Origin of the sequence: Paenibacillus sp. FSL R10-2788 (genome assembly GCF_038003885.1) — a bacterium.
Classification (GTDB): domain Bacteria; phylum Bacillota; class Bacilli; order Paenibacillales; family Paenibacillaceae; genus Paenibacillus_AQ; species Paenibacillus_AQ odorifer.
This window is the reverse complement of sequence record NZ_JBBOQA010000001.1, coordinates 1,564,040-1,585,697: the sequence shown is the minus strand read 5'-3', so window position 1 is coordinate 1,585,697 and position 21,658 is coordinate 1,564,040. Positions and strand designations below refer to the sequence as shown.

Here is a 21,658-nt window from a genome sequence, read left to right as displayed (position 1 = left end):
AATATGGAGACTGCTATTCTTTCATCGAACCGATCATTACGCCCTTAACAAAGTACTTTTGGAGAAAAGGATACGTCAGGATAATTGGAATGGTAGCGATCATCATCGTAGCCATAGTCAGTGACTTCGTGGTAATCGTCCGATTTCGGTTCATATGATCCAGCGCGATAGCATTCGATGAGCCTATTTGGGTCATGATGTTGGAGTTCATAATCTGGCGCAGCAGGGTCTGTATAGGAAGCAAGTGATCCTTTGTAATATAGATCGCTCCCGTAAACCAGTCATTCCAGTAACCTACTGCGGTGAATAAGGCAATCGTGGCCAGCACCGGGCCGGAGACGGGAATGACGATTCGGAAAAAAATGCCGTAGTTGCTGCTGCCGTCGATTTTGGCCGATTCCTCTAACCCCTCCGGCAGAGCGTGGAAGAAGGTGCGGATGACAATCATGTTCCAGACACTGATGATGCCGGGGATAATCAGCACCCAAAAGGTGTCCAGCATACCCAAAGAGCGAACTAGTAAATAACTAGGGATGAGCCCTCCACTGAAGAACATCGTAATCATGAAGAACACCATATATTGTTTTCGAAATAGCAATGTCTTCTTGGACATTCCGTAGGCTAACAGTGCCGTGAAAAAGACAGACAATGCCGTGCCGCATAACGTTCTAAGAATGGTGATCAGAAAAGAATTCAGCAGGCGTTGATCCTGAAACACAATATAATAATTTTCCAGAGTAAAAGCTCTCGGTAACAAGGTTACACCACCGAGCGCCGTATCGCTCCCTAGATTAAAGGAAATGACCAGCGCATTCCAAAACGGGTATAGCATGAGTAACGCCAGCAGCGTCAAAAGGATATACATACTCCGCTGCATGATTTTGTCGCCTAGGCTTAGTCTCATTGTTCACCCCTCCTAAAAGGTTTATGGAGCATCGGAAGCATTCGCTATGAGTAGTAGTACTACCAGAGACTAACATCTGCCCGGCGAGCGATTTTGTTGGCCGTCACTAGCAGAATGACACTGATCACCGCCTTGAATAGCCCTACCGCTGTCGCATAAGAGAATCTGGCATTTAAAATCCCAACACGGTACACATAGGTGTCGATAACATCGGAGTAGGGTCGCAGAATTGGATTGGTTGCCAGCAGCAAAATGTCCTCGAAGCCCGCACTGAGCAGACTGCCGATGGCAAGAATCATAAAGATGATGATAATGGGGGTAATGCTGGGGAGTGTAATCAAGTGAATTTGCTTAAACCGGCTTGCTCCATCTATAGAAGCGGCCTCATATAGGGTTGGATCAATGCCTGCAATCGCGGCCAGGTAGACAATGCTCCCGAATCCGACCTCTTTCCACACATTTACGCTTACTAGAATCGACCAGAAGTATTTGGGTAACGCCAGGAAGTTAACTGGTTCCCCTACCAGATTGAATCGCTCCAGCACATAGTTCACCGTCCCGTTGTCAACGGATAACAGCGAAAATACAAACCCGGATACTATAACCCAGGACAGGAAATAAGGTAAATAACTGACGGTCTGGATAATACGTTTAAAGCCCATATTCCCGATTTCATTCAGCATCAGCGCAAGAAGAATCGGGGCAGGAAAAGAGATAATCAATTTAAGCAAGCTGATCACAAGGGTATTTCGCATCACATTCCAGAACTCCGGCGCCTCGAAGAACATTCTGAAATGCATAAATCCAACCCATGGGCTCTTCATAATGCCGCCAAAAATATCGTATTGCTGGAATGCCATAACCACGCCATACATCGGAATGTAGCTAAAAATGAATACAAAGATAATTCCCGGCCAAACCATGGACTGCAAATCCAATTGACTGATAAATTTCTTCCATCTACGCGGTTTCTCGGCCGTGTTCATCCGCTTTTCCTCCTCTGGACGATTCTAGTGAAACAACGGCAACAACGATTTGTTCTTCTCCAGCATTTCATCCAGCAGTTGTTCAGCTACGGTGACCGAAGGCACGAGCGGATGATGAACCATAGCCTGCAGGGCTATATCCCGGTCTCCGTGCACAGCCGCTTCGATGGTGAGGCTCTCGTATTGTTTGACTGCAGCCAGCAAGCCTTTTACGGGCTGAGGAATTATGCGCAGCGGAATCGGCAGCGGACCTTGCTTGGTGACCATACAATTCACCTCAATGGAGGCATCGTCCGGCAAGAAGTCAATAATTCCGTTATTCCTTACATTCAACGTCTGGATATCGCGGGAATCATTATAAATGGAGCGCATCAGCAGCACTGCCGCCTCCGAGTAGTAGGCTCCGCCGCGCTGTTCCAGCTGCTTGGGCTTTTCCTTCAGCTCTACGTTCCGGTACAGTTCAAACAGCTCTTCCTCCACCTTCTTCACTACCTCAGCGCGCGATCCAGTCGTTGCTGCTGCTTCCTTCTGTTCCGCAAGCATCGCGTCCGTCATATAGTAATAGCTCAGGTAATAAGAGGGAATCGCTTTCAAAGCATTCAGAAACCGGTAGTCCCAGGAATCAAACGGCACATTGCTCGCCTTGTAGCTCTGCGGGTAATCAATGAGCTCCTGCAGCTTGCTTTTACCGTCAATCACGATATCGGATACCCAGTGCAGATGGTTGATGCCGACAAACTCCGCGTAGATCTTCTCCATAGGAAGTCCGAAGAACTCGGAGAGCCACTTTTGAAAACCGATCGGTGAGTTGCACAATCCTACGCTTTTTACCGATGAGTATTTGTGAACAGCTTCAGTCACCATACCGGCCGGATTCGTAAAATTCAGCAACCAGGCATCCGGAGCCAGCTCCTCAATGTCTTTGCAAATATCCAGAATGACCGGGATGGTCCGTAGGCCTTTCATCATCCCTCCGGGACCTGTCGTCTCCTGGCCGATGACATTGTATTGAAGCGGAATTAATTCGTCCCATTTGCGCGCTTCCAGCATGCCTACCCGGATTTGCGTGCATACAAAGTCCGCTCCGGCAATGGCTTCCCTGCGTTCAAACGTCTGGACCACGGTAATCGGCAGTCCGGACTCAGCGATCATGCGTTTGCTCAGTTCTGCAATCGTATGCAGCTTCTCCCTTCCCTCCTCAATATCCACCAGCCATACTTCACGGATGGGAAGCTCTTGGTGATGCAGGATGATGCCTTCAATAAGCTCAGGCGTATACGATGATCCCGCTCCGATGACAACCAGCTTCAATGTTTCCTCCATGATAGACCCTTCCTTCATCTTTTTCATTTTGGTCTTATAAAAACTAGCCTATTGTGTTCGGTACTTTCCCCTGTGATAGATTATCTAGAACCTTCTGATCTACACGCATACCGCTGCTTTCCATAGCCAGAACGACCGATCCTACAACCGGCTCCCGGGTCAAAATCCTTAAAGTGCCATTCGGAGCCGACAACTTCACTCTTCTCTCAATGGCCCGCCGGATGATGCCTGAGCGGTCTCCCTTTGTCAGCAGGCTGCCTGCAAGTACGATGTCGAAGAAGTCCTCCTCCATGCCCAAGCGACGGATGGCCGATACCGCGGCCAAACCCAGCTCATCCCCTTGCTTGACCAGCAGCTCGGTGGCAACCTGGTCCCCTTCCTCTGCCGCTTGAAATAATAGTTCAGCAATATGGGGAGGCAGGTCTCTGAAATGATCCAGGTAATCCTCTCTTAATTCCGACACATTGGAATAGCCCAACAATTGCGTTAAGCGTTCGGTTAGGACCGTCTCCTTCTCTCTTCCCTCATCCGCCCGAAGGACGCTACGGAATACCTCAATACTTAAATCATAGCCACCGCCATAATCCCCGAACCGGTAGCCGAATCCACCACATTGGTATGTAGCACCCAACGGATTTTTACCACTACAGTTCACGCCCGATCCGCAAATCAGCACGATCCCGTAGTTCTTCTCTGTACCTGACCGCAAGGCTATCCATGTATCGCAGGAAATCTCAGTTTGGGGAAGATCAAAGCTGCTGATGATCGGTCGCAAAATCCGGAAATCAGCCTCTCTGTCCGCTCCCGCTAAGCCGAACCAGGAGTAATCCAGCTGATCCTTGGTCAGCCCTGACGCCATAATTGCTTCCGATAGGGCCTGCTGCAAACTGTTCACCGCCTGCTCACGGTTTATTTGATGATTTCCGATCCCACCCTTGCCAACTCCGATGACCTTCCCTTGTTCATCTGCAATCATTGCGTGGGTTTTACTGCCTCCTGCATCAACTCCCAAAAAATACTTCACGGATGATTTCACTCCTAAAATTCAAGGTAATCTAACAGATGCGGTGGATTCACGAATGAGTAGCTGCGGAGCGAGCTTCGTTACAGCGGGCGGCATCACCTCCCCATTGATCATTTTTAGTAGTAAATCAACGCCTATATTGCCCATTTGTGCCTCAGGTTGTCTGACCGTCGTCAACCGCGGGTAAAATTCACCTACGAACTGCTGATCATCAAATCCAACAATTGAGATATCGTGGGGTACTCGAATTCCCTCTTCCCGGAGAGCCTGAACCATTCCAAGAGCAATAAAATCGTCCCCCGAAAAAAAAGCTGTCGGCAGCTTATCTTCGCGGATCCATCTCTTGGCCACCTCATAGCCGCCGCTTACTGTAAAGCTGCAGTATTCCGTTCCGAATGGCGTTAACCCGGCATCCTCGAGCGCTTGGACATAACCTCGCTTTCGCTCCGCTACACTTAGAAATACCGAAGGGCCGCCAATATAGGCAATTTGAGTGTGCCCAAGATCGATCAAGTGCTTTGTAGCCTCATACCCGCCTTGATAGTTATCGACCACGACGCTAGGCACATCCTCATGCTGAAACTGGTTATCCAGCAATACAAACGGAATGTTTTTTCTTTTCAGTTCCTCTACATATGCCTTTTCTTCAAGTGGGGACAACAGGATAATTCCGTCAACGCGATCCTTCTGAAACAGGAAATTGTCGCCCTCATCCTCATTCTCGGCGATCGATAGGGCTAAAAAATACCCTTGCGCTGCCAGCTTCCGGTTCACCACGCGAATAACCCGGTCATAGAAAGAGTCGTTAAAGTTGGTAATCGACATCCCGATGACTCCCGTTTTGCCCCTCACAAGACTCCGCGCTGCTGAATTGGGCTGATAATTCAATTCCTCCATAGCTTTCAGCACTTTCTGTCTATTAGCTTCCCGTACAGAGGGTAAATTGTTAAGCACCCTGGATACGGTCACTACAGAGAGTCCCGACTTTTTGGCTACATCATGTATATTCATCTTAGCTTCCATACCTCCGTTACCCGAAAGTTTAAACGATTAAACTTTTTAGGTAAATAAAAAACCTTACCTTTCGTGATATTTCTATGTTCTGATTGAAAATTGCACACTGAATGTCAGCTTTGCCTTTATCAAGAACACCAAAATTCTTTACAAAAGTTTTAAGGTTTTAACTAATTTACATTCTACTTACATTTCCAATATCCGTCAATACATAAAATGCAGCCAAAACAAAAAGCAACTCATCCGCAGACAAGTTGCTTTTTAGACACGCTATTCCCCCCTTCCCTTGCTTCTATCTTCCTCAGGTTAATTGGTAATTACCCATTTTTGTCGATCAAGAGTAGGATCAAGCTCGCTTAGAGACAGTGTCGTCCCATCCGCCGATACTTCCAGCGCTTTCTTATGATGAGCAGAAATAATACTTACGGTACCATCATCATTCTTGTGAAAAATCCAACGCTGATTGTTATATCCAAGATAAGGGTATAACTGGATTTTATTTTGCCCTGTGTCGAGATCAAGCGCCTGACCGGCTGTTGTACGAATAGAATAAGAACCTGCATCGTCCCCCGTCGGCACGAATACCCACTTCTGATCCGTAGAATCATTTGCATCCTTCAGTGTAACAGCTTCACCATTTGCGAGATTTGCTGTATAAAGGGATTTCTGTAGTTCTGCATTTACTAGACTGGAAGTGGTTAAATTGGCAGGTGTTTCTCCGCTCACGTTAACGTTTTGATATGAAGCATTTCCGCCAAATACATGTAGTCCAAAGCGGCCTTCGGCAAATGTGCCGTCCTGGAGGTCGATGACTTTCTGCCCATCCACATAAACCACGATATGCGGGCCCTTCGCTTCGATTTTCACTTTATAGGTTTGACCCGGCTGAATGAACGTCGGAACTTTTGCTAGAATCTGACGCTCTTCAATACGGCCGTCGATTTTATAAAACAGACGGATGGACTTCATATTCGGATCCAGATTTAAGTAGTATCCGCTGCGTCCATCTTCGCTGGCACGGAACAACATAGAGCCTGCTCCTCCGGATTTCCCTAACATCATATCTGCTTCATAAGTAAAATCTCCTGCCTGCTTCTCTGCGATATAATTCGCGTCACTCAAGTAATTTCCACGAATCCCATTTTCACCAATGACCCAGGAGGCTGCAGATAGATCTTTAGTCCACCCACTTAAGTTCGTATGAAATTCACCCCCAGATACCTTAACTAATAAGCTAGCTGATGTCTTCCCATTTGGAGTAGAGACGGTAATGATAGACTCGCCTTCTTTTTTAGCTACAAGGGTTGCCTGGGATTTATCCACCACGTTTAGTTCAACTACATCCTTGTTACTGGAATTCCATTTAAGCGGCTGTGCCCCATTACCGGTACCATTCTCTACCATCGCCAAAAGTATGTCGCTTTGCCCCTTGCTCAGTTCGCGATCACTTGTATCCATCATTATCTTGGTAGCTGAGCCCGTCTCCTGATTCCATACAGAGCCTAACTGATTCACCTTCAGAGATACGACTTTTACGTTGCCTCCTTTGGTGTAAAAACTCAAAGCTCTGCTGGCTGGATCCGGAAAAATGACGTCAGAGAAAACAACTTTACCGTTGTTGCCAAAAACCTCAACAGAAGACTCATCTACAAGGATACGCAGCTTAACTCGCTTGTTCTCCGTTTGCATTGCCGCTTCATGTCTTTTACTAAATAGATTCGAAAAATCCGTCAAACCAGATGCAGACCGATCCACGAAAATCCGACCCTCACTAGGTTTATATCCAACAACCGTTTGCTGACTTCCCCCTACACGAACGTTAAAGCCAAATTCACTAACCTGACTACCTGCTGGAATTTCTACTTCAGCTTCAATTTCGTATGCACCAGAGGTAACCCCTTTCAATAGATTCTGAGAAGAAGGACTCACCTCTTTGTTAGCAGTAGAATACAGCTGATTACGCAGCGATTCCAACTCCTTGATCGGACTTTGAGCGAGCTGAATCCCATCTTTTGTCGTTACTAATGAGACTTCTCTTGGGATTGACAGTACGCCTTTCCAATGGGTTGTTGGAAAAGCAAACGGATAGTCCCAGTTTGTCATCCACGCCATCATTACGCTGCGATGATCTGGCATGTTCGAAAAAGACATTGAAGCGTAGAATTCTTTTCCAAAATCTGTTCGCAAAACTTTCCCTGCCGGATTAACATTAACGAATTTACCTTCCGCTGTTAAATGACCCACAAAATATTCAGCATCTGATCCGCCTGTTTTTGAATTCGCTCCTGTACTAATCATCAAAACCCATTTTTTCTGTGATGTTCCGTCTACCGAAAGCTGAAGCAAATCCGGACATTCCCATACACCGCCGCGAACATATTCCCCGTATCCCCAGCTATCTGTTAGGGTCCAATCGAGTAGATTTGTTGAAGTAAAGAAACGAATATGATCTCCACCGGATACAACCATTACCCATCTGTTATTGTCGTTATCACGAATCACTTTCGGATCACGGAAATCCCAGCCTCCGGGCTCCCCTCCATTATCGCCTGGATTTCCGATAACCATAGGACGCGTCTTGGAATATTCCCAAGTACGACCTTGGTCCTTGCTGTATGCAAGACCGATACGCTGATTCCCATTCGGGCCATCGGGATTATAGGAAGTGTAGTAGGCAATCAGCCCCTTGCCTCCTGAATCCCCGAACAAACCTGATGCATTCGTCAAATCTGCCACAGCTGATCCAGACCAGACATGCCCATGATCATTCCACGGCAGCGCAATCGGAAGGCGCTTCCAGTTCAGCATATCTTTACTGACAGAATGTGCCCATGTGCCTCCGTCCTGATGGAATAGATGATATTCTCCATCGAAGTAGACAAGTCCGTTAGGATCACTGGCAGAACCACGAATTGGCGTATAGTGGTATTGAGGACGATATTTTTCATTATAATAACTGCTGGCATCCGTCACATAGGTATCCTGGAAGTAAGCCGTTCCCTGTTTAACGACGATTCCTGTATATCCATCGGTATAGGTTTTATCTGTTAGATCGATCGCAGCCGGGGTGTATCCGTCTAGGAAGACCTGAATTCTGTTTCCCTTCGCCTTTATCTCTACATGATGTTTTGCTCCGGTCTGACTTGGATAGGTTTGCTGTGAACTTGCAATTGTTGCTCCGTTAGCTTTCGTCAAACTTACACGAACCTGATTTCCTTCCTTTGTCAGGGATGCTTCATATCCCTTTGTTCCATCAGCCGATGAACGAAATGCGAGCGCTGCAACAGAATCAGGACGAAGAGATATATTTCCTTCATATACAAAATCAGCAGCTTGTTTATTATAAATTTGCTGTGACTTCATCTGGTTTACTGCCATTCCTTTTTTGCCGTTGATATTAGGCTGCCATTGTCCTTTATTTGTAACCACAGCACCCAGATTTCCTTTCAGGTCGCTTACGATAATATTTTGGAACAAAACAGAACCATTCCATACATTGAGCCCTAGCTTACCAGTACGATACGCATGATCGTGAACCTCAATCACAGATTTATATTCGTTGTCCCAATATACTTTCAGTGATGAACCCTCTGCTTTTACCTTGAGATGATAGATCTCTCCTGCCTTAACAGTAACCTTCCGCTCCTCTTTTAATTTCCCTTCACCATCACTTGCGTCTCGTAAGCGGATCATACCTGCATTCGGAACAATTTGGAGCATGTAGGAACCCCAGCCATCTTCATTAGAACGGAACAATAAGGTCGCGTCAGCTTGCATATCCTTGATCATGACATCAGCTTCATAGATAAAATCCTCTGATACCGTTTCGGAGATTGCCATTACATTTTCTTGTGGATCAGAAGTCAGTAAAATCCCTTCAACAGTATCCGCCAACTTACCTTTTCCTTTTATTTGCCAACCTGTCAAGTTTGTGTTTGTTTTGGTTACGCTTTCAAAAATAGAAAGCCCCTCCTTAGCTTGTTTACTTACCTCCTGATCAGCGGGCGCAGCCCACCCAGTACCGGGATTTGCTACATAAATGCCTGCTGAAGTCATAACAAATCCTGTTGCCATGAGAAAGGACAAAACAAATTTTCCTTTATTTTTCATCTTCTTCAGCCTCTTTTCTATCATTAATATTGAAAAACAAGAAGGAGGCCAATCCATTACTGCACTGACCTCCTCTCTATATTCTTTTACAATTGAGCAGAAATCTGACTTTCCAGTGCTGTGAGTCCAAGAGCCAGAGCACCACATAATCCCGCCTGTTGGCCTAGACCTGGTGGAACGATATACTCATCTATGTGTTCTAAAATAGTACTTGAGCTAACATAACCGTTCAGGTTTTGAAGCACGGCCTGCCGAATAAGTGGAAACAATTGTGATTGCTGCATAACACCACCACCCAGAATGATTTTCTGAGGAGAGTTAAGCAATATAGCACCCGTAATCGACTGCGCAATATAAAATGCTTCCATTTCCCATGCAAGGTGATCTATAGGAAGTTCATGTCCCTTCTTCCCCCACCTTGCTTCAATAGCAGGACCTGCCGCCATCCCTTCTAGGCAGTCCCCATGATAGGGACATCCCCCTGGGAATTCATCTTCAGGATGGCGTCTTGTAAGAACATGCCCCCCTTCAGGATGCACAAGACCATGAATAAGTTTGCCTTCTGAATACACTCCCACACCAACACCCGTGCCAACTGTATAGTATAAACAGCTGGATAACCCTTGGGCAGCGCCCCATTTGGCTTCACCAAATGCCGCTGCATTGACGTCCGTGTCCCAGCCAAAGGGAACCGAAAAGTATCTTTTCAAAGTGCCCAGCATATCGTAATTTCCCCAACCTGGTTTTGGTGTTGTTGTAACGTAACCATACGTCGGGCTATCTGGGCGTATATCGATTGGACCAAACGATCCAATTCCGATAGCTTCTACTGGTTTGTCTTGAAAATATTGAATAACTTTGGGCAACGTCAACTCAGGATGTTCTGTAGGGAAACTGATCTGATCTTCAATGGTCCCATTTTCATTCCCGATGCCACATATAAACTTCGTCCCGCCAGCTTCAATCGCTCCTATACGCATATACAAGACTCCTCTCGGTGACTAATTCTTGTCTTGCTCAGCAGAGAGAGTAAGCTCATAGATATCCAGGGAAATCAGCAAGTCATTCTCATTTTCTGCAAACACAGCAATACCTTTAGATTCTAGTCCAGGGAATATAAGATCCGTAATTACTGCCTGACCTCCATTACTAAACACCTCAACGGAAGAGCAATCCACATAAATACGGAGATCATTTGACTCATCAAGCGCTGCGAGTTTGGCTGAATGATGTCCTACGAAATGTTCATGGAAATCATGCTGGCCCGAAGCCTTCCGGTCTACATAAAGTTCCTCTGTGTCACCGTTGATACCGATCACTGTTTGTTCATCCGCACCAATTCTTACTTTGAAACCTACAGATTTACCCCGAGTGAACTCAGCTATAATCTCATAAGATTCCAAGCGAATCTCTTTAAGAAGAGTATTGATTTCTTGCACCGTTGCATTTTTTATAGAAAGGACTTGTACACGAGCTGATTCCAACTCTTGTACCGGCTTCTGCACAAGAAAAGTTCCCCCTTGTCTTGATTCGAGCTGAAGTTCTCTTGCAATTGTCATCGCACCACGGAATTCTTCTGCTGGCGTCTTGTTAGCATACATCCAGTTGCTCATCCAGCCGATAAATAGTCTTCTTCCATCCTCAGCCGGTATATCGGACCAGCTTACACCTGCATAGTTATCTCTTCCATAATCAAGCCAGCGAATTTTAATCGAATCTTCATCTGGCGTGAACACTTCTCCATCAAAATCCCCTGTAAAATACTGTGTTCTTGATCCTTCCACAAAAGCGGGATCCGCACCGATGCTCACTAGCATCACCCATTTCGTGTTCGAAGGATCGCCATCAATGGCCAGCGGGAACAAGTCCGGGCATTCCCATACCCCGTCATGAGAACCGATTCCTTCTCCGAATTCACTGGCAAATGTCCAGTTCATCAGATCAGGAGAATGATATAGACACACCGTTTGACCACAAGCTACAATCATCACCCATTTATTAGTATCTTTATTCCAAAATACTTTCGGGTCACGGAAATCAATGAATGTATCATGTTCAAGTACCGGATTCCCATCATATTTCGTCCAGGTTCTTCCGTTATCTTTACTATAGGCCAAGCTTTGACGCTGAATGGCTGGCTTGCCTTCCGGCATATCCAAATGGTGTGTAAAAATTGCTACTAGACCTGGTTTATCTTCAAAAAATCCAGTCGTATTGTTCCAGTCGACTACGGCACTGCCGGAAAAAATCATACCTAATTCATCTGGAGCAAGAGCGATAGGCAGCTCCTCCCATGTAACAAGATCCTTACTGACCGCATGGCCCCAGTGCATAGCGCCCATAGTCATTCCACCTGGATGGTGCTGAAAAAACAAATGATATTCATCCTCAAAATAAACCATTCCGTTTGGATCATTCATCCACTTTTCCTTAGGGGAAAAATGATACACTCCGCGGTAATTTTGTTTCGCAATCGTAGACATTATTGTTTTCTCCTTTACTCCCGAACACGGTCTTTACCGTATATTATTTATAGTTTATTATTTGCTTGCTCTGTCATAGCCGCCTTGTTTAATTTCAAGCCATTCTTGCAAGCCCAGACGGTCCAATTCTTTCAGGTATTCATCCCACTGCGCTTCAACTTTACCATTTTGGTACCATTCAGTACGCATTCTAAGCACGTAGGCAAAAAGATCCGTCTCAATTGTCGTTAGGCGATCAAGCTCTTGAATGGAGTGGAATACACTCGGCATTACGTTTTCTGCTTTCATTTTTGGCGCCATGATGTTCTTGATAATATCCATTCTGCCTTTAGCATCATCCGGCATGGTTGTGAATTTGCCATAATAGGAATCAAGGATAGCTAATGGTCCACCGACACTTGTTTTCTCACGTAGTTCTACAGGAGCTGCACCCTCCAGCGGCAAATGCTTCAGCATTTCTTTTTCTTTATCAAATTCGAAGATATTTTGCTGTTTATCGTCTCCATACGTTCCCCAGTTGTTCTGTACAGATTGAATCGGATCGTAGAGTTGATCAACCCATTTCGCTGTCGTTTCTAAGTTCTTATTGGCGCTAGTAACAACCATCTTGCCTCTGCCCAAACCAAGCGCGTTCGTTCTTGTTACGTTAACTTCACCATCTGGTCCAGCAAGCGGAGGCATAACCTCGTAAGTGTCATTTGCTCCAGTGATATTGGCTTTATCCCATGAGAAGTAAAGTCCGTATCTCTGATCCTTCCCTTTTGCAAGGTAAGTACTCCAGTCCTGTGTATAGGCTTCAATATCAATGAGTCCTTCTTTATACAGCTCGTTAATAAAAGAAACGGCTTCTTTGTAGTCATCTTGTGACGCCGTAAATATTACCTTTCCATCATTGCTCACAACCGCATGGTCAGGGTTCTCACCCAATCCGAACGAAGCAAATAGGAAAACCAGATCTTCTGCTCCAGGCTTGTTAATAAAGGACAGAGGAATTTCGTCAGCCTTACCGTTGCCATTTGGATCTTTTGTCTTGAATGCAATTAATACTTCTTTTAATTCTTCTGTTGTTGTAGGCATATCAAGGCCCAGCTTCTCAAGCCATTCCACATTGATCCAAGGCATACTGTCTACCGCCTGGATTCTTTCCTTGCCATTGCCCAGCTCTTCGATCCACGGAAAGGCATAAATATTACCGTCTGGTGCCGTAATCATACTCTTGTATTCCGGGGCTTCTTCCAGCACCTTTTTGAAGTTGGGCATATTGTTCTCGATGAGATCATTCAGCGGAATAATGGCACCGTCTTTAGCAAGTTTGAGCAGCTCATAGTCGCTATAGTCCGCATTAAAAATCGCATCAGGAAGATCACCGCTTGCCACAGCCAAGTTTCTTTTTTCAACAAATACGTCTTTCGTGAAATTCTTCCAATTAATATGAACATTCGTCTTTTCTTCAAGACGCTTATTAATCAGTTTTTCATTTGGATCAACTGGTGCAAGTGGAGAGCTTTGCGTAATAAAGTTCAAAGTTACTTTACCGCTGGCGTCCTGTTCTTTACTAGCCGCACTTCCCCCTCCTCCTCCGCCACCGCATGCAGTAAGGAACATAAACGAAGCAAGTACAGATGCAGAAGCTACTTTCGTTGATACTCTTGATTTCTTAATTCTTTTCATAGGGTATGACCTCCAAATTAGATATGAATGAATTAATCTTTATCTATGTGCAGCCTGTTTCCTACTTAAGGGAACCGACCATAACACCTTTTTCAAAGTACTTCTGGAAGAACGGATACATAACAATAAGTGGCAAACTGGAAACAACGATGGCAGCGTACTTGATGATTTCAGACAATCGTTTCATTTCCGCCATGGCGAGTTGATCGCTGATCATGCCCGGATCTACCTGATTCTGGATCAAGATGGAACGCAACACGAGCTGCAGGGGATGAAGATTAGGATTATCTAAATAGATCATCGCGTCAAAATAGGAATTCCATTGGCCCACAAAGGCATAAAGAGCGAGCACGAAAACAATCGGTTTGGAGAGCGGTAATACGACACTGAAGAAAATCCGCATCTCCGAAGCTCCGTCTACATTAGCGGCTTCCTTCATTTCATTCGGTACTCCTTTGAAGAAAGTTCTAGAGAGAATGATGTTCCATACATTAACTGCCCCTGGAATAATCACCGCCCAGACTGTATCAAGCAGACCAAGATTCTTAACGAGCAGATAGGTTGGTATAAGCCCACCCCCAAAGAACATGGTGATAATAAACAAGGTCATGAAGAATCCTTTTCCTTTGAGCCTGTCATCAGACAGTGCGTACCCTGCACAGATAGAGACGAGAACGGTAAGCATAGCAAATGAAACAGAGTATAAAACAGAGTTTCCAAAACCTCGGATCATGGCCGGATTAGAAAGAATTTTTATATACCCTTCTAATGACCAATCCGAAAGGTTGAATGATAATCCTTTACTGAGCAGAACTGATGGATCCATAAAAGATGCAATCACTACATAAATCAAAGGAAGTACAATGATAAGTACGGCCAGTGTCAGGAAGATCGCGTTAAGCACGACGATAAAGCGATCTAATCCGGAATGTTTAATGGGCATAGCTTGTTGCTCCTTTCTTAGTAAAGACCTTCGCCCTCATTCAGTTTCTTCACGGTGAAGTTAACGGTGATGAGCAGGACGATGTTGATGATAGAGTTAAACAATCCTACTGCGGCTGAATAGGCATAATCGCCCGACTGCAAACCAATTTTATAAACGTAAGTCGGAATGATTTCTGAGGTTGGCAAGTTCATCGCCGTTTGCATGAGATAGGCTTTTTCGAAGCCAATGGACATAATCCCACCAGCTGCAAGGATAAATACAATAGCCATAATTGGACGAATGGTTGGCAAATCGATATGGCGGATTCTTTGTAGAAGATTAGCGCCGTCAAGATTGGCTGCATTATGTAACTCAGGATCGACATTAGCAAGCGCTGCTACATAAATAATGGATGCCCAACCGGCTCCGGTCCAAATATCGGACAGAATGTAGATCGAACGGAAGTACTCCGGACGAGACATGAACATGATTGGTTCACCTGTAAGCCAGGTAAAAAACTGGTTAATCGGTCCCGTTGGGGACAAGAAGATAAACAACATCCCGACCACAACGACAACAGAAATAAAGTTAGGTGCATACAAGAACAACTGAATGTTCTTTTTGACGCCTGCACGGCGAATTTGATTTAACATCAACGCAAGCAGGATAGGAATTGGAAAACTCAGAATTAATCCGAAGAAACTTAATTTAAGCGTATTCATAAAGATAACTTCGAAGTTGGGGGATGACAGGAATTTCTCGAAGTTGTACAAGCCTACCCATTCACTTCCCATAATCCCTTTGATTGGGCTGAAATCTTTAAAGGCGATAATCGCACCATACATAGGACCGTATTTAAAAATCAGGGTCAGGATCACAGCTGGTGCGAGCAAAATATAAAGAAAGTAGTACTTCTTTAGATAGTCTAGTAAGGAGCTCTTATGTTTGGTCACCATTGTTCTGTGTTCAGCTTCTATTAGGTTTTGCAATACCTTTACCTCCGTTCTTATCAATGTTTATATCTTGATGCAGTAAGGGCTTTCAATTGGCTTATGTCCTGCTGCTTTTACAATTTACCAAACACTTAATCGTTCGTCAATACATTTTGTAAAAATATTTATGTGCATATGACAAAGCATTATGTTCATAAATGATGCATATAATTTTACATAATTACAAATACAGCCAATTTAAATAGGATTATATACTTTAAAGTCAACATATTCTCATGAAGATGAAAAGAATAATATCTTTTTTGCACACTTATACGCCGATAAAATGTAAACTAAATTGTGCATTTGTAAATATCATATTGCTATTTTGAGTAAACTAATATACATTAAAGAGAGTTGGAATCATGCCAAATAGTACACTATTTGTGGCGAAGGTTAAGAACAAGAATATAGAGGTGAATTACATAGATGGCCAGGGAAAAAGTAACCATACAAGACATCGCGGATGCTTTAGGAATCTCCAGAAATACAGCTTCCAAAGCCTTAAATGGAACGAATGGTATACCTGATGAAACTAGAAACAAGGTTATAAAGAAAGCGATAGAGTTAAAATATAAACAATTTGCTTTTATGGACACCGAGAGTGTTCAACCAAGAAACTCTGGAAATATCGCTTTATTAACAGAAAACTTACCTAACACTTCCCACTTTGGATCGAAACTGATCAGTGGCATGGAGAAACGAATCAGTGCAGAAGGATATAATTTATCCATGCACATTATAAGAGACATTGATCAGGAGTCCCTGTCTCTTCCAAATAATTTTGATGTCGCCAATGTAGACGGAATTATTTGTATTGAGTTGTTCAATTCGGAATATAGTAAGCTAATTACAAGTCTAGGCATTCCAACTATTTTCATCGACTGTTCTGCAGATATCTGCTACCCTGAATTCCAAGCAGATGTACTTCTCATGGAAAACGAACATAGCACATATCAACTTACAAAAAAGTTAATTGATGGCGGTTACACATCACTGGGGTTCATCGGGGACTATAATCACTGTAGGAGCTTTAATGAAAGATGGGTGGGCTTTAATCGCGCATTGATAGAATCTGGCATCCAGCTTGATCTCTCACAATGTATTCTCGATGACGATCGACTATTTTTTTCGAATCCGGAGTGGGCAGATACTAGGCTGAGTCAAATCAATGAGCTTCCTTCTGCTTTCGTGTGTGCTAACGATTATATTGCGGTTACCTTTATGAAGTCACTCAAAAACATGCTTTCCATTCCTAATGACATCGTCATTTGTGGTTTTGATAATGGTCCTGAATCAAACATTGTTGAACCCCATCTCACTACTGTTCATATTTATAGTAATCAGATGGGTGTCAAAGCAGCCGAAATGCTACTTTCCCGAATTCATGATCCGAAGCAACCCTATCAGGTTTCTCATATTTATACCAAACTCATCATAAGAGACTCTACACCTAATATCAGTTGATGAATTTAAAAAGAACCCAAGCGATTAATAATTCCGTCGCTGGGGTTCTTTTTTTTCGTTGAATTGTTCCAATTACAATATCCTGTATATATAATCGCCCACAATTAGTTTATGGAAGGATTGTATTCTTCATAGGATAGAACAATATGCTCTCGTTTTAGCAGACAATGCTCTATGATCGCCTTACGTTTCGCTTTCAGGACAATTTGTTCAATATCAGCAAAACTGCAACCGGAAAGACGTTCGCATGCCTCCTCCATCAACCCAGCTTCACTTTCAAAGTCATTAATTAACAGTTCAACATATTGACGCCTACTTGATTCATCCGGGTTGGAATAAATCATTTTTGTATCAAACCTTCGCCAAATAGCTCTATCCAGTTCATTTTCTAGGTTCGTCGCTGCTACAAAAATGCTATTGTCACCAAAATCATCGAGACATTGCAGCAGTGTATTCACCGCACGGGCCATTTCTTTAACCTCGTCATTACTCTCCCGTGTTCTTGCAATGGCATCAAACTCATCCAGGAAAAGAACACAAGGAGATGCTTTGGCATACTCAAATATTTTCCGGATATTACTTCCAGTCTCACCCAAATGGCTGTGAATAATTGCATCAAGTCTGACCAGGATAAGTGGAAGCTCCAGCATTTGCGCCATATAAAATGCCGTAAGTGTTTTCCCTGTGCCCGGTGGACCATACATAACCACTTTATTGGGAATGGGAACTTGATGTTCTTCAAAGCTTCCCCTCATACCTAAGATCGTAATGAATTCTTCGACAATCTTTCGATTCATATCGGGTAGGACGAGATGTCTAACCTTTTTGGCACATTCTTTGGGTGTATAATAGGTACCCATATCAATCCCTTTTGCTCTGGGTAGACGTTGATTGTTGCTGCTTTTGTTCATTATTTATTAAAGCTCCTTTAAAATGGTTATTTTCAAGAAATCCAAAAGATCCTTTCTGAATCCAGTTCAACCTGCGCTAATTGCCGTTCGAAGTCCTCGTGAGGAACGATAGAGCCGGCTTGTGAGCATTCATTATCCACAAATCAATTCATCTTCCACAGTGTATTTATTCGTAATTATTACGATTTAAAATATCATACTTTCTTTTTGTTTATAATGTCAACCAGTAGCACAAAAAAGAGCCTTATAGTTCCAAGGCTCTTTCGGGGTATATCTATTAAATCGTCCATCCAGGCAAAGCAGAGGTTCCAGCATCCTGCCTTCACATATTGTAAGTCCTGGCTAGCTTGGACTTAGCTCTGAGCCGGGTGAATTCCTTAGTTACCAGGATTACCGTCCACACTACAACCACAGAATCAATCACAAGCGAACCCCAATATACTCCGGAGACGCCTAACCATCTTGGCAAAACAAGCATCACTGGCACATAAAAAACAAGTTGTCTGGTGATGCCGATAACGGCCGCCGGCTTCCCTTTATTAATCGCAGGGAAAAAGGTCATGGCCATAAAAATGAGCGACAATAACGGCAGAACCGCCATGTTCAACCGGAAATATAACATTTCGCTGGTTTTAAAGATTTGATCCGGCAGCATTAGTCCCAGAATGGAAGCCGGCGAGATCATGGAAATTATCCAGAAAGGCAAAGTCAGCAGCATGGAGACGAGTGTGAATATTTTATAGGCTTTGATGGCGCGCTCATACTGTTCTGCTCCAAAATTAATGCCGATGACTGGCTGCAAGGCGCGCATTAATCCGAATATCGGCGTCAACAGGAAGGTGAATACACGGAAAACCACACCATAAAATGCAATATCTGCTGTAGTCCCGTATCTCGACAGTGCATTAAATACTACAACAGCCTGTACCAGATTCATAAAGTTCATAATGAAAGAGGACATTCCCAGTCCAACTATGGATTTGATTGTGGCAGCATCCCGATAAATTGCGAAGACATTCGTTCGGAATGAGGCAAATCCTTTGCCAAAATAAATCCATCCCAGCAAGGTGTAGACCAGCATCCCGATATTTGTAGCCCAGGCAGCACCCTCTACTCCAAAATCCAGCCAGGCTACCAGAATATAATTGGACAATACATCAACTGCCAGTCCAATGCCCATTACCACGGCTGCCGATTTCATTTTCCCTTCGGCACGCACAATCATATTGGCAGCCAGTCCATAAATCCAGAAAAATGAACCGATCACCGTAATTCTAAAATAGCTGTCTCCAAGAGCCAGAGTTTCCCCTTCTCCTCCCATAATTCGCACCAGCTGTGTGGAGAAAAGTAAACCTAACACCATATAGACAAGCGTTACAAGGATGGACAGATAATTAACATTCCCCATCAAACGCTTCTGCATTTCTTTGTCCTGCCTGCCGAGGGCTAAACTTAAAGCAGAACCGGCACCCACCCCGATCAAGGAGCCCAGTCCCAAGCTGATCTGGGTTAAAGGATAAGCTACCGAAACCCCAGCCAGTGCTTCCTCTCCGACAAACCTTCCCACAAATACAGCGGCAATAACCGCATTTAAGCCATAGAGAACCATTGCGATGATAGCGGGCCATGATAACTGGACCATAATATTCCATAGATTACCGTTGAGAATAAAATGCGTCTGCTTGTCTTTGCTGTTGTTTATCTGTGTTACAGTGTTCATAATGTGGATTTTCTCTCCTTCTTTTGACTGAATATGCGAAGTCCTCGTTCAAAGATTTACGGGACTCCTTACATTAACAAGTCTATAAGACAGGATGGCTAGCAACTACCGCAAAAGGGATTGTTTCTATCTCATAAAGGATTTTATCTTTAAATTTATATTTTCACAGCACAAATAAAGGGCACCTTATACCGCCAGGCTCGGAACTTAAGCCTTAGCAGAAAGGTGCCCCCATTAACACTTCAGAGCAGATTACAGTGCGCTATCTTTAGCCATTGGAGCTAATTTTTCAGTCCTGTCAACGTGATTCCTTCTACGAAATATTTTTGACCAATCAGATAAAAAATGACGCCCGGCGCAAAGGACATACACGTAGCCGCCATCGTCAGCGACCAGTCCTGCTTTAGTTGGCCTCTAAAAGCGGTTAGTCCCAAGGCTATCGTATACTTATCGCTTGAGTTTATGTAAATCATCTGTTGAAGTAGATCATTCCATAAACCGATAAAGATAAATAATGCCACAACGATCATTGCAGATTTAATAGCCGGCATAATAATGCTGAACAAAATGCGGTAATATCCAGCACCATCGATCGTTGCTGCTTGATCAAGCTCTCTTGGAATAGACATGATAAACTGCCTAATCAAAAAGATATTAAAAGCGCCACCACCACAGAAATAAGGCAAAATCAACGGCAGATAGCTGTCATGGATTCCTAAGCCTCTCGTCCACCCAATATATAGCGGAATAAGAGTAACCATGGCAGGTAGAAGCATCGAACCGACACAAAGCGCCCAAATCAATTTTTTGCCCCGAAAACGCAGTCTTGCAAAGGCATAACCGCATAAGGTCGCTGTAAAGGTTCCTGCCAAACAAGCGGGTACAATAATAATCATGGTGTTCCATAAATATTTCCAAAACTTAAATATCTCTAGTGTTTCTGCATAGTTTGAAAACAACCAATTTCCTGGCAGCAGTGAAGGCGGATATTTGTATATCTCGGCATTCGACATGAGCGACGTGCGAAATATCCACCAGATTGGAAAGAGCACGAGTATAGTAAAAAAAATGACAACGACAAACGAGATCAGGTTCATCCATTGATTATTACGTTTTTTACTCTTTAATCTTCCGTATGTGGCTACACTCATTTGTCATCGCCTCCTTCATTAAAAATCCATAGGTTGGAGGTTTTGAATAATACACCAGTAAAGCCTGCAAGAATAACAAAAATAACGGCCGTTGTTGCACAAGCATACCCTAATTTATAATTTACAAAAGCTTGATCATACATCAGATAAGTTAAAAATCGTGAAGAATTACCCGGGCCGCCATTCGTTAATGAAAGAGCCGGCGTAACAATTTGGAGATTGGCAATCAAGCTCATTAACAAATTGTAAAAGATAATGGGCGACATGCACGGTAAAGTGATATGCAAGAATCGTTTCCATCCATTCGCACCATCCATTTCAGCCGCTTCATGGTAGACGACCGGAACATTCTGCAGCCCAGCTAAGAAAATAACAATTAAGTTACCTGACAGCCAAACCGAGATCAAGGATAGAGATGGAATGACATAGCTGGAATCCGCGATAAAAGAAACTTTGTTCAAACCAATCTCAGAGAGAATAAAGTTAAAAAATCCAAAATTAGCTTCGTATAACCAAGACCATCCTACATATATTGCGGCTGCCGGCAAAACGTACGGTACATAGAAAACAGCTCGGAAAAACCCTCTTGCCGGAATTTTACGATTCAGTAGCATCGCAATAAAAAGTGAATAAATCATACCTCCAACTACCGATAAGACGGCAAAGTAGACCGTAGCTATAATAGAATCTTTAATATAAGGATCAGTGGTAAATAGATTAATATAATTCTCGAAGCCAATAAATTTGGGGTCTGAAAGTCCCGTCCAATTCGTTAAGCTGATCCCGAGCACCCCAATAAGAGGTAGATACGTTAGAAAGATCAGCCCAATGAAGGCAGGGATCAATAATATATACGCGGCTCGTGCCTCACCTGCATGAATACGTGAACGACGTTTCGGAGATCTATTAATTATTTCCATCTCTATATCCCCACCTGAAGATCATAATATGGCCGCCGCGGGTGTGAGCTTGGCAGC

Annotated in this window: 16 protein-coding genes; 1 reads left to right on the top strand and 15 read right to left on the bottom strand. The window is 43.8% G+C overall.

Annotation, left to right across the window (positions count from 1 at the left end):
• Positions 1-13: 13 nt before the first annotated feature.
• From NSQ50_RS06945 to NSQ50_RS06895, 11 genes are all read right to left on the bottom strand, one after another.
• Positions 14-904 (bottom strand): carbohydrate ABC transporter permease, encoded by an 891-nt coding sequence (locus NSQ50_RS06945; RefSeq protein WP_036675805.1) that lies wholly within the window; start codon positions 902-904, stop codon positions 14-16.
• A 59-nt stretch (positions 905-963) separates the two neighbouring features.
• Positions 964-1,890, bottom strand: a complete 927-nt coding sequence (locus NSQ50_RS06940) for an ABC transporter permease (protein ID WP_036675807.1) — start codon at positions 1,888-1,890, stop codon at positions 964-966.
• A gap of 24 nt (positions 1,891-1,914) precedes the next feature.
• Complete coding sequence (locus NSQ50_RS06935; RefSeq protein WP_036675809.1) at positions 1,915-3,213, bottom strand: 6-phospho-beta-glucosidase; 1,299 nt, start codon at positions 3,211-3,213, stop codon at positions 1,915-1,917.
• Positions 3,214-3,256: 43 nt separating this feature from the next.
• The gene (locus NSQ50_RS06930) at positions 3,257-4,237 is read right to left on the bottom strand and encodes an N-acetylglucosamine kinase (RefSeq protein ID WP_036675810.1); all 981 of its coding nucleotides are present in this window, start codon (positions 4,235-4,237) and stop codon (positions 3,257-3,259) included.
• Positions 4,238-4,258: 21 nt separating this feature from the next.
• Entirely contained in the window at positions 4,259-5,248 is a 990-nt protein-coding gene (locus NSQ50_RS06925; RefSeq protein WP_244886434.1) for a LacI family DNA-binding transcriptional regulator, read from the bottom strand.
• 309 nt (positions 5,249-5,557) lie between these two features.
• Positions 5,558-9,361, bottom strand: a complete 3,804-nt coding sequence (locus tag NSQ50_RS06920) for a GH32 C-terminal domain-containing protein (protein WP_076179007.1) — start codon at positions 9,359-9,361, stop codon at positions 5,558-5,560.
• A gap of 86 nt (positions 9,362-9,447) precedes the next feature.
• Positions 9,448-10,341, bottom strand: coding sequence for an ROK family protein (locus NSQ50_RS06915; RefSeq protein WP_076141173.1), 894 nt, complete (start codon positions 10,339-10,341; stop codon positions 9,448-9,450).
• Positions 10,342-10,362: 21 nt separating this feature from the next.
• A complete protein-coding gene (locus NSQ50_RS06910) occupies positions 10,363-11,844 on the bottom strand; it encodes a glycoside hydrolase family 32 protein (protein ID WP_076141172.1) in 1,482 nt (493 codons plus the stop codon).
• 57 nt (positions 11,845-11,901) lie between these two features.
• On the bottom strand, positions 11,902-13,515 hold the full coding sequence (locus tag NSQ50_RS06905) for an ABC transporter substrate-binding protein (protein ID WP_051490876.1): 1,614 nt from the start codon (positions 13,513-13,515) through the stop codon (positions 11,902-11,904).
• 61 nt (positions 13,516-13,576) lie between these two features.
• On the bottom strand, positions 13,577-14,458 hold the full coding sequence (locus NSQ50_RS06900; RefSeq protein ID WP_036675818.1) for a carbohydrate ABC transporter permease: 882 nt from the start codon (positions 14,456-14,458) through the stop codon (positions 13,577-13,579).
• 17 nt (positions 14,459-14,475) lie between these two features.
• Complete coding sequence (locus NSQ50_RS06895; protein ID WP_051490892.1) at positions 14,476-15,396, bottom strand: ABC transporter permease; 921 nt, start codon at positions 15,394-15,396, stop codon at positions 14,476-14,478.
• A 465-nt stretch (positions 15,397-15,861) separates the two neighbouring features.
• On the opposite strand from NSQ50_RS06895, the gene NSQ50_RS06890 reads away from it, so the two are divergent.
• Positions 15,862-16,899, top strand: a complete 1,038-nt coding sequence (locus NSQ50_RS06890) for a LacI family DNA-binding transcriptional regulator (RefSeq protein ID WP_076098905.1) — start codon at positions 15,862-15,864, stop codon at positions 16,897-16,899.
• 104 nt (positions 16,900-17,003) lie between these two features.
• On the opposite strand, the gene NSQ50_RS06885 is transcribed toward NSQ50_RS06890, so the two are convergent.
• The 4 genes from NSQ50_RS06885 to NSQ50_RS06870 form a co-directional block, all read right to left on the bottom strand.
• A complete protein-coding gene (locus tag NSQ50_RS06885; RefSeq protein WP_179087386.1) occupies positions 17,004-17,810 on the bottom strand; it encodes an AAA family ATPase in 807 nt (268 codons plus the stop codon).
• A gap of 322 nt (positions 17,811-18,132) precedes the next feature.
• On the bottom strand, positions 18,133-19,530 hold the full coding sequence (locus tag NSQ50_RS06880) for an MATE family efflux transporter (RefSeq protein WP_038569377.1): 1,398 nt from the start codon (positions 19,528-19,530) through the stop codon (positions 18,133-18,135).
• 281 nt (positions 19,531-19,811) lie between these two features.
• The gene (locus NSQ50_RS06875; protein ID WP_036675824.1) at positions 19,812-20,681 is read right to left on the bottom strand and encodes a carbohydrate ABC transporter permease; all 870 of its coding nucleotides are present in this window, start codon (positions 20,679-20,681) and stop codon (positions 19,812-19,814) included.
• Complete coding sequence (locus tag NSQ50_RS06870) at positions 20,678-21,601, bottom strand: carbohydrate ABC transporter permease (RefSeq protein WP_076224199.1); 924 nt, start codon at positions 21,599-21,601, stop codon at positions 20,678-20,680. Before NSQ50_RS06870 ends, NSQ50_RS06875 begins: the two co-directional genes overlap by 4 nt.
• Between the last annotated feature and the right edge of the window lie 57 nt (positions 21,602-21,658).

Bases quoted from the DNA above. Each gene is read 5' to 3' on its own strand.
- NSQ50_RS06945 (WP_036675805.1), bottom strand. From the start codon at position 904: ATGAGACTAAGCCTAGGCGACAAAATCATGCAGCGGAGTATGTATATC.
- NSQ50_RS06940 (WP_036675807.1), bottom strand. From the start codon at position 1,890: ATGAACACGGCCGAGAAACCGCGTAGATGGAAGAAATTTATCAGTCAA.
- NSQ50_RS06935 (WP_036675809.1), bottom strand. From the start codon at position 3,213: ATGGAGGAAACATTGAAGCTGGTTGTCATCGGAGCGGGATCATCGTAT.
- NSQ50_RS06925 (WP_244886434.1), bottom strand. From the start codon at position 5,248: ATGAATATACATGATGTAGCCAAAAAGTCGGGACTCTCTGTAGTGACC.
- NSQ50_RS06920 (WP_076179007.1), bottom strand. From the start codon at position 9,361: ATGAAAAATAAAGGAAAATTTGTTTTGTCCTTTCTCATGGCAACAGGA.
- NSQ50_RS06915 (WP_076141173.1), bottom strand. From the start codon at position 10,341: ATGCGTATAGGAGCGATTGAAGCTGGCGGGACGAAGTTTATATGTGGC.
- NSQ50_RS06910 (WP_076141172.1), bottom strand. From the start codon at position 11,844: ATGTCTACGATTGCGAAACAAAATTACCGCGGAGTGTATCATTTTTCC.
- NSQ50_RS06905 (WP_051490876.1), bottom strand. From the start codon at position 13,515: ATGAAAAGAATTAAGAAATCAAGAGTATCAACGAAAGTAGCTTCTGCA.
- NSQ50_RS06900 (WP_036675818.1), bottom strand. From the start codon at position 14,458: ATGCCCATTAAACATTCCGGATTAGATCGCTTTATCGTCGTGCTTAAC.
- NSQ50_RS06895 (WP_051490892.1), bottom strand. From the start codon at position 15,396: ATGGTGACCAAACATAAGAGCTCCTTACTAGACTATCTAAAGAAGTAC.
- NSQ50_RS06890 (WP_076098905.1), top strand. From the start codon at position 15,862: ATGGCCAGGGAAAAAGTAACCATACAAGACATCGCGGATGCTTTAGGA.
- NSQ50_RS06885 (WP_179087386.1), bottom strand. From the start codon at position 17,810: ATGAACAAAAGCAGCAACAATCAACGTCTACCCAGAGCAAAAGGGATT.
- NSQ50_RS06880 (WP_038569377.1), bottom strand. From the start codon at position 19,530: ATGAACACTGTAACACAGATAAACAACAGCAAAGACAAGCAGACGCAT.
- NSQ50_RS06875 (WP_036675824.1), bottom strand. From the start codon at position 20,681: ATGAGTGTAGCCACATACGGAAGATTAAAGAGTAAAAAACGTAATAAT.
- NSQ50_RS06870 (WP_076224199.1), bottom strand. From the start codon at position 21,601: ATGGAAATAATTAATAGATCTCCGAAACGTCGTTCACGTATTCATGCA.